Here is a 13,232-nt window from a genome sequence, read left to right as displayed (position 1 = left end):
GCCCCGGCGCGTCCGGGAATCGGCGTCTCTCGCGCGAAGGACGAGAGCCCGTCGAGGACTTCGAGACTCGCCCTCGGTCTCGACGTCAGTAGGCGAACCGCTCCAGCCCGGTGCCCCAGCCGTTCACGACCCACCCCGTGCGGGTGCGCGGATCGAGGAAGAGTCCCTGGCGGCCGGTGAAGTCGAAGTTGGAGCCGGCGACGGTGGAGTCCACGAGATTGGCCACCGCATGGCGGGCCAGTACCTGGCCGGTCGTCGGGTCGAGCACGGTGATCTCGCTCATGGCGTTGTTGTCGGTCTCGATCCCGCTCTCGTACAGGCTGGCCTCCACGGCGACCCGGTGGGTGCTGTCCAGCGTCGGCCAGACCGGACCTCGGGTGCCGGTGTCGACCGTGGTGGACGGCGTCAGGGTCTTCTGGTCGGCGGTCAGCCAGGCGCTGGTGGGGAACTCCCCGCCCTCGGGGTTGGGCTGAGCGGCTCCGACCGCGGCGTAGACCTTGTCGCCCCTGCCGTCCGGCAGCAGTGCCGAGACGCACAGCGGCAGCGAACGGACGGGGGTGACGGTGCCGGTGCCGAAGTCGGCGCCGACCGCTCCGTAGGGGACGCGGCCGCCCAGGCACGGGCCCATCGTCCCGGCCGTGGCGACGAAGACCTCGCCGGTGGAGGCGTCCACCGAGACGCTGTTGTAGGAGCGGTACAGGTTGTCCGGGTTGAGGGCCAGCGACGTGCCGACGCGTCCGGTCTTCATGTCGACCGGCCAGACGCGGCTGAGACCGCTGTCGGGCTCGTAGGTGGTGACCAGCCCGCGGTGGCGGACGGTGTCCACGGTGCCGCCTTCGAGGTAGGCGTTGCCGTCGATCAGGTCGGAGAGCGCGGTCACCTTCACCGGCGTGCCGGACGCCGGGTTCGCCACGTCGATCCGGGCGGTCGAGCCGGCGAACGGGGTGTGGATGATCAGGGCGTGGCCACTGGCCGGGTCGGTGCCGAGCACCTCCTGCATCGTCTGCCCGTCGGTGGACACGGCGAAGGAGCCACCGACGGTTCCGGAGGCCAGGTCATAGCCGGTGGTGGCGGAACGGTCCAGGTGGTAGACCTCGTCACCGCCCGTCGCGGTGAAGGTGTCGGTGGAGATCAGTGCCTTCCCGCCGGAGACGGAGAAGCTCTCCACGGTGCCGGTGACCTGGCCGCCGTCGCGGTACTGCAGGAAGGACGTCGGCGACGCCTGCCCGGCCGGAGAGCCGTGCCGGGTGGCGAGCACCCGCACCGGGTACTGCAGCCCGGTCGGCAGCTTGAGCGCCGACAGGTCCACTGCGGAGCGGCCCTTCACCGCGGGTAGTTTGACGACGAGCGTGGACGCGTGGTTGAAGCCGTCGTCGTCGCGGTGACTGCCGTTCTGGTTGGTGGCGGTGTTCAGCGAGCCGTACAGCGTGGGGCCGGGCGACATCACCTCCAACTCGGCGCCGTCCGCGCCGGGTACGACACTCACGTCCCAGTCCACGGTCAGCCTCGGCGCGCTGCGAGCGGTGTCGGCGGCGTGCGCGCGGGTGTAGCCGTGCGTGGTCAGCAGCGGGGCGTCGGGCCGTTCCGCGGCGCCCGGTCCGACACGCAGGGCACGGAAGTCGCCGTAGACGGGAAGCACTCCGGAGAGATCGGCCTGCTCGATGCCGACGCCGTAGAGCCCGGCGCCGCCCGCGGCGAAGGCGGAGGCGGGGATCGTCACGGTGCCCCTGGTCCGGGTGAGCGGCTTGGACCACTGGACGTTGAAGTCGTCCACACCCGCGTTGGGGGAGTAGTGGCCGACGGAGGACAGCACCAGGCGCGGGCCGTCCGCGCCGCGGAGGCCGGTGAGGTCGTAGGAGACGGCGACGGACCGGCCGAGCGGGACGGAACCGGGCGCGGCGGGCGCGAGCGCCTGGGCGTAGGTGCCGTCGTCGGCGAGGAAGGTAAGACGCCGCGAGAGTCCGCCGACCACCTTGCCGCCCCGCAGCGCCTGGAACGTGACCGGCACGCTACGGGTGGTCCGGGAGGCGAGCGGCAGCCCGGCGGCGCCCAGCAGCTGGGCGGGCATGAGGCGCAGGCTCGGCGTCCTGGTGGTGAACACACCCTGGTCGCCGACCTTGACGCGGTAGGTCAGGCCGCTGAGGTCGCCGGTCATGTCCAGGCCGAGCGTGATCGGCGAGACGGCGTTCTGGCCGGTGGGCGTCCCGTTGCCGTCGGCGGGTCCTGCCAGGTCGATCGCCGTGGGGTCGGTGGACTCGGTGAAGGCGGTGCCGTACTGCGTGGGCAGCAGCTGCCGCTGGGCGACCGAGAGCCGCACGGGCCGGGGTGCGATGTGATGGGTTCTGGCGAGGACCTTCTCCACGGCGCGGGTCACGTCGAGCTGGGTGCCCATCCGGAGCGGCTGATCGGCCTGCGGCGGCTGCGCGATGGAGGTGCCCGTGGAGACGAGCAGGTCGCGGACCTGGCGCGGGGTCAACGTCTGGTGGGTGGCCTCGGCGGCCTGGAGCACATCGGCCACGGCGGCGGCGATCTCGGGCGCCGACGCGGAGGTACCGCCGTTCAGGACGACTTCGACGTCCTGCGCCGCGCAGGGGCTCGAGGTGCATACGTGCATCAGGGACGGCAGGTCGTCACCGGGCGCGGCGAGGTCGACGCGGGTGCCGAAACCCGAGGAGTAGGCGGCCGAGCCGTTGTAGCGGGTCGTCGGGAACACGCCCTGCCGGGTGTCGGCGGAGCTCAGCGTGTCGTCGGTGGTGGTGGCACCGGCCGCGATGACACCGCTGTCGACCACCTTCGACGGTGTGCTGCTGGGCTCCACGTCGTCGATGTCGGTCTGGGCGCCGGCCTTGGTGGTGGTGTCGGTGGGAGTGCTGCCGCCGTCGGGGCCGACCGCGACGGGCAGGGCGAGCCGGGTGCCGTCGTTGGAGGAGACGACCACGGCGATGCCGGACTTCACGATGGAGGTCAGCGTGGCCCGGATCGCCGGGTCGTCCTCCAGGTAGCGGCCGGGGAAGCCGATCTGTTCGTCCGTGCCGAAGCCGAGGCTGGCGGTGATGACGTCCGGCCGGGGCCGCTGGCTCGCGGCGGCCTTCAGCGCGGCGGCGATGCCCTCGTAGCTGGCCTCCCGTGGCACGACGAGCCGGTACTGGGCGCCCGGGGCGATGCCGAGCAGGTCGGTGGCGCCGCTGCCGGTCGCGCCGGGCCGCTGGCGGTCGTGCGGGAGCGGGGCCATCATCGAGAAGTCGAGGAGGACCTCGCCGAGGTTCGGATCCTGGCCCTCGGTCGAGCCGAGGGGATCCAGTCTGCCATCGTTGTCAGCCGTGTAGGTGGGGATGAGCGGCATCGACGGCTCGTCGAGGTAGCGGCGGCCGTTCTTGACGACGGTGGTGGGACCGTACGCCCGAACGTAGTCGTCACCGGCGTCGGCCATCGACTGGTCGGTGAGGTCGCCGATGGAGACGTTGGTGACGATCTGTCCGGTGCCGGGCAGGGCGTGCAGATAGGCGGCCGCGTCCGCGAAGGTCCCGGCGGCGTCCACACCTTGGGCGTTGAGGTAGGACTGGAAGGACGTGCTGAGGCCGTCGTTGGCGGGCAGGCCGGTGCCGGCGCCGGGCTGGGGAGCCTTGCGGGCGTCCTGCCGCGGCGCCGCCTTCGCGGCGGCGGGCAGCTTCACCGGGCCGGTGTTCATCGGCTGTACGGGTGCTTGTTGCGCGGCGGCGCCCCGCTTCGTACCGAGGGTGTAGGAGGCTCCGCGTGCGGCCTCGGCGCGGGCGGTGATCGCGGTGGCGGACGGGGTGATCGTGGCCCCGAGCCCGGTGCGGCCGGCCGAGCGCGGCACCGGGAAGGCGCGGTTGCGGCCCTGCGGGTCGGTGAGGGTGCCGGTGCCGTCGTCGGCCCAGACCACCTTCGAGCCGTCCGCGAGCGTCAGGCTGTGAGGTGCGGGCGCGGCCGGTGCGGGGCCGCCGGCGGGCGCGGCCACGGCTGGGCCGGCCGCCAACAGGGGGATCAGAAGGGTCAGCGCGGCGGCTGCCTGTCTGACGTGTCGGTGCATCAACGTGCTCCTTGCGCGCGGTGACTTCGGGGGCGGCGCGGGTGCGGGTCTGCCTGGCGGGGCAGCTCCTGCCGGTCCCCGCCGCCGCGAAACGCCCGGCCGACCGGGTCGGTGTGGCGGTGGACCGGGAGCGCGGCAGAAGGTTGCTGATCACCTTGGGACGGGTCTGCCTGTGAGGACAAGGAAATACCGGTGCGGCTGAGCGCAGTTGCGCTTTGGCGCGACGCAGGAGCGCCCTGCCGGGCGGCGGTTGGCCCCGGGAAGGTGTGATTGGGGCGGCTTTACGGACCCGGTCACGACGACGTGGGAACGCTCCCGCGCCGGTCCGGAGCACGCCGTACGGGGTTAAGATCACTCCACTTCCACCGGTGAACGACAGCAGGGGCCGCCCTATGGCCGCGGAGCCGCAGATCCCGCAGGTCCCCTGGAGCGGTCTGGGGCTCCCGCCGTTGGCGGGCCGGATTCTCGACTACCTGGTCGGGCACCCGGAGACGGCCACCGCGGAGGCGGCCGCGGCGCTGGACGCGTCGACTTCGGCCGCCGCACGGGCCCTTCGGCTCCTGGAGTCCGAACTGCTGGCCGTCCGCGTCAGCGGACACGCGGACCGGTGGAGCGCCAGCCCGCCGCGCCCGGCGCTCGGCAGCCTCCTGGCCCGCCGCCGCGAGGAGCTGGCGAGTCTGGAGACCCACGCCGAGCTGCTGCACGCGATGTACATCTCGGCGACCGACCACCGGTTCGCTTCCGACCAGTTCGAGATCCTCGACACCGAGGAACGCGTCACCGCTCGCTACGCCCATCAACTGCGGGCGGCCCGGCACGAGGTGCTGCACCTGGTGATGCCACCGTACGTGGCGGCGGTCGACGGGGTGCCGGACAGGCTGGCCGTCCAGGCCGCGGCGATCCGCGCGGGGGTCCGCTTCCGGTCGGTGTACGACAGCGACACCCTCACCGACGAGATATCGCTGGAGACGGTGCGGCGCGGCGTCGAGATCGGTGGCGAGGTGCGACTGTCCAGCGACCTGCCGATGAAGCTGGTGCTCTTCGACGGCTCCACCGCGATCATGCCCCTGCGCCGGGACGACGCGGCGGCCGGCTCGCTGCTGGTGCACTCCCCGACGCTGCTGCACGTACTGACCGCGCTGTTCGAGAGCCTGTGGGCGCACGGGGTGCCCTGGGGACAGGAGGACCGCCCGGTGCCTCCGGCGCCCGCCTCCGACACGCCCAACCCGCGGGCACGCGAGGTCCTGCGGCTGCTGTCGCTCGGCATGAAGCAGGAGTCGATCGCCCGCACGCTGGGGGTGAGCCGGCGCACCGTGCAGAAGGACATCAGCGACATCGGCACGGCGTTGGGCGCGCGCAACCACTTCCAGATCGCACTGCTCGCCCAGGAACGCGGCTGGCTGACGCCGGTCCGGTGACCCCACGCGGCGGGGCGCGGAGTACGGCGTGCGGACAGGACCTGTCTCCGTCGACCTGGCCGCGGTGCGCGAGCGCAAGCGGGCCGTGGTCGTCGGAGCCCGGGAGAACTACGCGGGCAGGCTGACCCAGGAGGGACTTCACCTGATCGAAGGAGAGGCCCGCTTCACCGGACCCAAGACGGTGGAAGTCGCCCTGAGGGACGGTGACACCCGGAGCCTCACCGCGCCGGTGATCGTCATCGACACCGGCGCCAGGCCCAAGCCGCTCGCTGTGAACGGCTCGGACGGGGTGCGCGTTCTGGACTCCACGTCCGCGGACCCGATGGTGAGAAGCAGATCGAGGGTTCGCACCTGCTGTCAGCCATCGGACGGGTCCCCAACACGGAGGCGCTCGCGCCGGCCGCGGCCGGCATCCGCCTGCAACCGACAGGCTTCGTCGCCGTGGACGAATACCTGGAGACCTCCGTGCCCGGTGTGTACGCGATGGGCGACGTCAAGGGGGGCCCGGCGTTCACCCACCTCTCCTTCGACGACTACCGGGTTCTGCACGCCAACCTGGTCGGGGGCCAGAAGGTCAGCACACGGGACAGGATCGTGCCCTATGCCGTGTTCATCGACCCCCAGCTGGGCCGTGTGGGGATGACCGAACGGCAGGCCAGGGAAGAGAACCGCGACGTGATCATCGCGAGGCTTCCGATGGCCGCCGTCGTCAGAGCCATCGAGACGGGCGAGACACGTGGCTTCATGAAGGCCGTCATCGATGCCCGCACCCGACAGATCCCCGGGGCCTGCGTGCTCGGATCGGAGGGCGGAGAGATCATGTCGATCATCCAGGTCGCCATGCTCGGCAAGCTCCCCCACACCGCCCTGGCCGATGCGATCTTCACGCATCCTCTGCTGGCGGAAGGACTCAACGGCTCGTTCGCGACCGTCGATTCCGCCGACGCACAGCGCTTCGACGACAGCGGTGTCGTGCCGGCCGTCCCGGGCGACGGGGGACGCCCGCACTCACTCGGCCGCAGCCGGCACCGCTGAACTCCGTTCGAGCCAGCCCTGCTCCGTGGCCAGCAGCGCGATCTGGAACCGTGTCTTCGCTCCCAGGGCGGTACCCGCCTCACTGACGTGCTTCTGGACGGTGCGGCGGCTGACGCCCAACACCCGCGCTATGGTGTCGTCCTTCATCCCGGCCGCCATCAGCCGCAACACCTCTCGCGTTCGCGGGTCGACCGATGCCGACCTGGAGCGACGCTCGAACGCCGGTGTCTCCAGGCGGGTTTCCAGCGAAGCCGGCACCGCCTGCTCCCACACCATCTCGAAGAGCGAGACCAGGGCTGCCACCAGTGCGGATGACCGGACGAGCAGCGAACCCGCCGACGGGCGGTCGACGCGAGCCGGCAGCAGGGCCTCCCTCCGGTCGACCACCACCAGCTTGGTCGGGAGGTGGGACGCGAGGCGCAGTTCACCGCCGTCGGCCGTCCCCCGCAACGCCGTCTCCAGCGACAACGCGTCGCTGAATCCGCCCGTCTCGTACACCGAGCGGAGGCGCACCCCGTCGGCGACGGTGGGTTCGCCCCCGCCACCGCCATGAGCTGTGACGTACGGCGGCTTGGCCAGGTGAAGGACCTCGTGAACGCTGCTCTGCAGCAGGCCGGCATAGCGGGCCGACACCTCGGACTCGTGCTCGAGGAGCTCTATCAGCCGGGTCGACCGAGGGCCCGAGGCCGCCTCGTACGCCGCGTGCAGCTGTTCCGTCAGGTTCTCGGCGCGGGCCAGTTGGGTGCGTCGGCGTGCGAGCAGCGTTCCGATCGACGCACGCGGCGGGCTTGCGATCCAGCGTGCCGGCCGGTCAGCCGTGCGGGTCGCCAGAGCGTGTTTCTCCAGGCGGCGCAGTGACTGTTCGGCCTGCGGCAGGGACATCCCGGCGGCCTCGGACAGCGCGCGCGCGTTCGCGGCCGGCAGGCGTACCAGCTGTTCCAGCACTCTCCCTTCGAGCGCTCCCAGCCCGATGTCTTCCCAGGAGCCGTCCGATATCAGTTCCATACTGTGCGACTTTCTGCGTGCCGGGTCGGAGCCCGAGGGTGAACCGGCACGATGGTAGATCGTTCAGGTGGGGGGTGCGGCGGCGCGCGGCCGTCCGGCCTCGCGCCGCCGCTGTTCGGACGGGGCTAACGTCGTCGTACCAGCCGGAAGTCCTGCCGGCTGACCTTGTCGCCGTGGACCACCGCGGTGCGGGTCCGCGTCACATGGCCGGACGCGGCCGCGCTCAGGGTGTGCTTGCCCGTCCGCGCGACGAACAGGGTGTACAGGCCGTCACCGACGGCCGGGTCCTCCGGTGTCGCGACGGTGACCGCGCCGCTGTCGTGAGCCGAGGTGTCGGCGACCGTGGCGCCGACCAGTCCGGTCCCGGAGCCCGCTTCACGGACGGTGCCGGCCACCAGTCCGCCGGGAACCGCCTTCATCAGCCGGGTCTGCACGTCGACGTCGTCGATCGCCCAGTAGTACCCCCAGTCCGCCACGAAGTGGAAACGCAGCCGGACGGACCGACTGCCGGCGAACTGCCGCAGCGGAACGTGGACGGTCTCATGGTCGGCCGAGCCGCTGACCTTGGGTCCGGCCCAGACATTGGCCCAAGTGGCGCCACCGTCCGTGCTGGCGTCCACCGTCATGTGCTGCTGGGTGAGGTTGACCAGGTACGCAGTCTTGAAGCTGAGTTCGGCCGACTGCGCCTTCGACAGGTCGTAGGCGGGTGTGACGAGTTCGCTGTTCTGGTGCGGTCCGAACGGACCCTGGTCGCTCTCCACGACCGCGAAGGAGCCGCTGCCGCCGGTGGCGTTTCCCCGCCCGATCGGATCGTCGAACTGCCAGCCGTTCGTGGTGCCGGACGCGTTGGCCACGGACCATCCGGCCGAAGGAGCGGTGGTGGAGGAGAACGCCTCGGTGTGGTCGGCGCGTTGGGGGGTGTAGCCGATGGCGGTGGCGAGGTCCGGGTCGGCCGACATCGCCAGGTCGGCAGTGGTGTTCCGGTGGCCCACCGTGACCGCCCGGGTCACCGGCTCGTAGCCGGGCAGGGCGGCGGTGACGTCGAGCTTGTAGTCGGCCCCCTCGGGCAGCGCGACGGTGTACGCACCGGTGACCGGGTCCGTCCACACCGGCGTCTCGGGCGAGCCCTCGACCGCGAGCCTGGCGTACAGCGGCCAGCCGTGACCCGAGTCGTCCCGCACGGTCCCGCGGACCTTGACGCGCGGGATCGGCCGGAGGGAGTAGCGGCGGTTCAGGGTCTGGTTGTCGGTGATGTCGAGCGCGGGGGGCGTGGTGGTCCGGTAGCCGAACCGCGTCACCGTCAGGCCGTCGATGTGCCCGGCGGGCAGGTTCAGCGTGTACGAGCCGTCGGCGAGGGTCGTGGTGACGTCGAGACCCGCACCCACGGTCGCTCCGGCCACCGGCTTTCCGGTCTTCGAGTCCGTCACGACCCCGGCGAGGGTACCGCTCGGTCCGCTGCGGAATGCGGCCAGGCCGCTGGGGGTGCCCAGCCCGGTGGGGCCGTCGTAGCCGGGGCCCGCCGCACAGAGATAGGCGACGTCGCAGGTGCCGTTGGACCCGGCGGTGACGTCGTTGAGACCCACGCCGCCTGCCGCGTAGGGGTAGGCGTTGGGCTGGGTGCCGGGGCGCGGCGGTCCCGCCAGGGCGTAGACACCCGCGATCACCGGGGTGGCGACACTGGTTCCGCCGTAGCGCTGCCAGCCCACTCCCTTGGAACCGAACGTCGAGTAGACGGCAGCGTTGTCAGCGACCGCCGAGACGTCCGCGACGCTTCGGCCGCCGCACCCGGTGTCCTTCTGGAAGGCGGGCTTCACCTGCTCGGTGGCGCAGCCGGAGCCCGGACCGTAGGAGTCCCGCTGCCAGACGGTCTCGGACCAGCCGCGCGCCGTGGCGGGGTCGGCGACCAGGTTCGTACCGCCGACCGCGGTGACGGTGGGCAGGGTGGAGGGGAAGGAGACCCCGTAGCGGTAGTCGCCGCTGGCCGCGACCACGGCGACACCGGGATGGTCGTAGGAGGCGCCGTACAGCGGCTCGTCGGTGTCGGAGTCGCCCGGTCTGCCGTAGGAGTTGGAGACGTACCGGGCGCCCAGGGCGACGGCTCTGTCCACTCCGGCCGCGAGCCGGTCGAGACCGTCGTTGTCCGTCTCCACGAGCAGGATGTGTGCCTGCGGGGCGGCCGCCGACACCATGTCGAGGTCGAGGGCTATCTCACCGGCCCAACCCTCGTTGGACGTGGGGTAGTCCGTGCCGCCCCGCTGGTCCACCTTGCTGAAGCAGCCGTTCTCGGTGGTGCAGGGCGGCAGACCGTACTGCGCGCGGTAGACGGCGAGATCCTCCTCGGCGTTCGGGTTGTCGTACGCGTCCACGATCGCGACGGTCTGCCCCGCGCCGCCGTCGGCCGGCAGGTTGTAGGCACTCTGGATGTCCTGGGGGCTCAGCCCGGCGGGCTGCTCGGCGGCACCGACACGCGCCGTCGGAGCCGGGCCGGCCGCACGCAGGGCGTAACAGGCCGCGTGCCCCGGGGCGGGATCGCCGCACATGGGGGAGAGGTGAGTGTCCGGAGAGGTGGCACCGGTTCCGGTCGTACGGAGCTTCGTCGGGGAGGACGCGCTCGAAGCCGCGACCGGGTGCGGGGACTCGGCGGTCTGCGCCTGCGCCGAGGACTGGGAGCCGAGCAGTACGGCCACGGTGATGCCCAGGGCCACGACGCCGCGGCGGAGGAGGTGAGGAGTGGGCGGCCCGTTGGTCGCGCTCTTGGATATGGTCACGTAACACCCGTCAAGACATGGCCCGGTAAAGGGCCGGTAATAGGGGACATGTGAATGCGCATGCACAGCGCCCTATTAGCTGTCGCGGATAGTGCGGCTGTCAACGCATTCCTTGTTACGTGTTGGTTATCCCGGTGCCGCGGCTTCAGAAAAAACGGGTGGAGTCCTGGGAGGTGCACACCATGACACCCGTCTAGCTGCGGTTTCGACTGTTTTATAGCTCTTCCGTCGACCTGCGCGAGGTGCGCGCCGGGGGGTTCTCACTTGTGCAGCAGCACTAATTCCCACCACCTCGATCGTTGCCATGCCTGTCTAATCGACTGCATGATCAGCAACGCCTGGCGAATATGCTGGGCGCCGCGAAAATCGTTCGGAATTGGCGCGGGGCTGTTTTGCGGAGTCCCGGCCCGCATGACGCGGAAAGCCGCGGGATCGGGTCGGCGGTGTGGCGCATCGCATCACCCCGGGCACCGCAGCGGGGCACGCCGGGAAGGCCCGTCCGTCGCGGTCGACCTGGGGCGGGCAGGGCTGCGACGAGTGGGTTCCGCCGATCGCGGTAGCGCCTACGGACCGCACGTACGTGGCAACCAAAAGCAGGACGGGCGCGCGGCGGCTGGCCGGCCGGCTCAGGTGACGGTCGCCACGGGATCAGGTGGTCGTGGCCGGGAGGGTGGCGATGAAGTCGGCCTGTTCGCCGGTGACGAGGTAGACCACACGACGGGCGAGGGAGACGGCGTGGTCGGCGAAGCGTTCGTAGTAACGGCCGAGCAGGGTGACGTCGACGGCGGTCTCGACGCCGTGGTGCCAGCGGTCGTCGAGGAGGTGCTGGAAGATGCCGCGGTGCAGCTCGTCGATCCGGTCGTCGTCCTGTTCCATCCGCAGTGCCGCGTCGACGTCGTGCGTGACCAGGACGTCGGCCGCCTGCGCCATCAGACGCTGGGCGAGCTGGCTCATCTCCAGGATCGTGCTGCGCAGGTCCTGCGGGACGGCAGGCCGGGGATGGCGCAGCCGGGCCACCTTGGCGACGTGCTGGGCGAGGACGGAGCAGCGCTCCAGGTCCGCGCTCATCCGCAGTGAGGTGACGACCAGGCGCAGGTCGGTGGCGACGGGCTGCTGGCGGGCCAGGACCGCGATCGCGCGGTCCTCCAGGTCGCGTTGGAGGTCCTCGATGCGTCCGTGGGTGCCGATCACGCTCTCCGCGAGCGCGAGATCGGCGTCCAGGAGGGCGCTGGTGGCCCTGCCCATGGCCGAACCGGTCAGGTTCGCCATGTCGACCAGGCCTTCGCCGATCGAGTCCAGTTCCGCGTGATAGGCGTCCCGCATGTCGGCCCCACCCTCTCCAGCTGTCCGTCGTCCTGCATCCGCCACGATCCCACACCGCCTGAACGGCAGACGCCCCGGGCGCGGGACGGAAGCCGCCCGCGCCCGTGTGACCGGGTCAGTCTCGGCGGCCCCAGTCCAGGCGGTCGGCCAGACCCGCGGCGGCGAAGGCCGCCGCGAGGTCGTCGCGGCCCTCGGTGAAGTGGGCCCAGCTGTCGTAGTGGACGGGTACCACGCGGCGGGCGCCGAGGAGGTGGGCGGCCTCGGCGGCCTGGGCGCTGTCGAGGACGAGCACCTGGTTGTCGAAGAGTGCGGCGAAGCGGGGGGCGCCGGCGAAGAGGAGGGCGGTGTCGACGGGGGCGAAGCGCTCGGCGATCTCCCTGACCGCGCCGAGGGAGGCGTTGTCGCCGCTGACGTAGACGGTGGGCAGACCCTCTCCGGTCAGGACGAAGCCGACGACCTGGCCGGTGATGGGCTCGACCTGCTCGCGCGGGCCGGGACCGTGGACGGCGGGGACGCCGGTCACGGTGATCGTGCCGCCGTCGGGTCGGTTCAGCTCGACCGACTCCCAGTCCGCCAGGCCCTTGGCCTGCCCCGCGAGGCGCCGGGCGCCACCGGGAGTGGTGAGGGTGAGCGGGACGTCGGCGAGCAGCGCGCGGCCGGAGGTATCGAGGTTGTCGGGGTGCTCGTCGTGCGAGAGCAGGACGACGTCGACGGGACCGAGGTCGGCGCGGGTGCCGCTGGAAGGGGCGGTCTTGGTCAGGAACCGGCCGTCGGGACGGCCGTAGTCGCCAGGGGCGTCGAAGGTGGGGTCGGTCAGGAAGCGCAGGCCGCCGTAGTCGAAGAGGGCGGTCGGGCCGCCGAAGACACGGACGGGGAACTGGATCGGGGGCAGAGCGGACACCGGGCACCTCACGGATAGGCAGCGTCTAAACGTGAGACGAACGTAACTGCTTCTCACGGATACCTGCAACCCGTACCATGAGGAACATGAAGGTGCCCGTGATCGGACAGCCCGGACCGCCGCCCGCGCGGGGCGAGGAAGCACACCCGTCCCTCGCACTCGCCAACAGCGCGATCACGCTGCCGGGCGGGCACACGGTCGACCTTCTGGGCGCTCCCGCGCAGGCGAACGGCTGGCTGGCGGAGCGCGGTCTCGCTCCGGTCGACGCCGGCATGCGGGAGATGTGCGCGGCACAACTGCGCGCGCTGCGTGAACAGATCCGCTCGCTGTTCGCCGCCCGCGCCGAAGGGCTGGCCGCCCTGCCCGCCGCGGTCAGCGCCGTCAACGACGCGATGACCCGCGTTCCCACCGCCCCGCTGCTGCGGTGGGACGACGAGACAGGCCCCCACCGCGCCACCGTCCACCCGACCACCGCGATCGTGGACCACGCCCTGGCGTCACTCGCGGCTGACGCCGCCGACCTGCTCACGGGCCCCGACGCGGACCGCCTCACCGCCTGCGGCTCCGCGCCCTGCAACCGCTACCTGCTCCGCCACGGCCGCCGGCACTGGTGCTCCACGCGCTGCGGCGACCGGGCCCGCGCCGCCCGCGCCTACGCCCGCCGCACCGCCGCTCACTGACACTCGGCCGACCAGGGGGGCACCCCCGGTGCCGTCGCGGACTCGGCGACC

At 71.8% G+C, this 13,232-nt stretch carries 8 protein-coding genes; 3 read left to right on the top strand and 5 right to left on the bottom strand.

Going from position 1 to position 13,232, the window contains the following annotated elements:
* Window positions 1–85: 85 nt before the first annotated feature.
* Window positions 86–4,051 (bottom strand): S8 family serine peptidase, encoded by a 3,966-nt coding sequence (locus ACIRQ9_RS08005; protein ID WP_404168329.1) that lies wholly within the window; start codon window positions 4,049–4,051, stop codon window positions 86–88.
* A 368-nt stretch (window positions 4,052–4,419) separates the two neighbouring features.
* Between ACIRQ9_RS08005 and ACIRQ9_RS08000 the strand changes: the two genes are divergently transcribed.
* Together ACIRQ9_RS08000 and ACIRQ9_RS07995 are read left to right on the top strand one after the other, a co-directional pair.
* A complete protein-coding gene (locus ACIRQ9_RS08000) occupies window positions 4,420–5,469 on the top strand; it encodes a LuxR C-terminal-related transcriptional regulator (RefSeq protein ID WP_404168327.1) in 1,050 nt (349 codons plus the stop codon).
* A gap of 336 nt (window positions 5,470–5,805) precedes the next feature.
* Window positions 5,806–6,504 (top strand): FAD-dependent oxidoreductase, encoded by a 699-nt coding sequence (locus ACIRQ9_RS07995; protein ID WP_404168976.1) that lies wholly within the window; start codon window positions 5,806–5,808, stop codon window positions 6,502–6,504.
* On the opposite strand, the gene ACIRQ9_RS07990 is transcribed toward ACIRQ9_RS07995, so the two are convergent.
* From ACIRQ9_RS07990 to ACIRQ9_RS07975, 4 genes are all read right to left on the bottom strand, one after another.
* Window positions 6,478–7,509: a LuxR C-terminal-related transcriptional regulator gene (locus ACIRQ9_RS07990; RefSeq protein ID WP_404168325.1), complete on the bottom strand. Its 1,032-nt coding sequence runs from the start codon at window positions 7,507–7,509 to the stop codon at window positions 6,478–6,480. The two genes, ACIRQ9_RS07995 and ACIRQ9_RS07990, sit on opposite strands and share 27 nt — an antisense overlap.
* A 125-nt stretch (window positions 7,510–7,634) precedes the next feature.
* Window positions 7,635–10,277 (bottom strand): carboxypeptidase regulatory-like domain-containing protein, encoded by a 2,643-nt coding sequence (locus ACIRQ9_RS07985; protein WP_404168323.1) that lies wholly within the window; start codon window positions 10,275–10,277, stop codon window positions 7,635–7,637.
* A 648-nt stretch (window positions 10,278–10,925) separates the two neighbouring features.
* Window positions 10,926–11,600 carry a phosphate signaling complex protein PhoU gene (gene phoU / locus ACIRQ9_RS07980; RefSeq protein ID WP_404168321.1) on the bottom strand — a complete coding sequence of 225 codons (675 nt, stop codon included), beginning with the start codon at window positions 11,598–11,600 and terminating at the stop codon, window positions 10,926–10,928.
* Between the two features lie 115 nt (window positions 11,601–11,715).
* Window positions 11,716–12,501, bottom strand: a complete 786-nt coding sequence (locus ACIRQ9_RS07975) for an MBL fold metallo-hydrolase (protein WP_404168319.1) — start codon at window positions 12,499–12,501, stop codon at window positions 11,716–11,718.
* A gap of 77 nt (window positions 12,502–12,578) precedes the next feature.
* On the opposite strand from ACIRQ9_RS07975, the gene ACIRQ9_RS07970 reads away from it, so the two are divergent.
* Window positions 12,579–13,181: a CGNR zinc finger domain-containing protein gene (locus ACIRQ9_RS07970; RefSeq protein ID WP_404168317.1), complete on the top strand. Its 603-nt coding sequence runs from the start codon at window positions 12,579–12,581 to the stop codon at window positions 13,179–13,181.
* The last annotated feature ends 51 nt before the right edge of the window (window positions 13,182–13,232 follow it).

Origin of the sequence: Streptomyces sp. NPDC101237, from assembly GCF_044767465.1 — a bacterium.
Lineage (GTDB): Bacteria > Actinomycetota > Actinomycetes > Streptomycetales > Streptomycetaceae > Streptomyces > Streptomyces gramineus.
This window is presented reverse-complemented; position numbering and strand designations above follow the sequence as displayed.

Excerpts from the sequence above, each read along its gene's own strand:
- ACIRQ9_RS08005 (WP_404168329.1), bottom strand. The coding sequence starts at position 4,051 with ATGCACCGACACGTCAGACAGGCAGCCGCCGCGCTGACCCTTCTGATC.
- ACIRQ9_RS07990 (WP_404168325.1), bottom strand. The coding sequence starts at position 7,509 with ATGGAACTGATATCGGACGGCTCCTGGGAAGACATCGGGCTGGGAGCG.
- phoU (WP_404168321.1), bottom strand. The coding sequence starts at position 11,600 with ATGCGGGACGCCTATCACGCGGAACTGGACTCGATCGGCGAAGGCCTG.
- ACIRQ9_RS07970 (WP_404168317.1), top strand. The coding sequence starts at position 12,579 with ATGAGGAACATGAAGGTGCCCGTGATCGGACAGCCCGGACCGCCGCCC.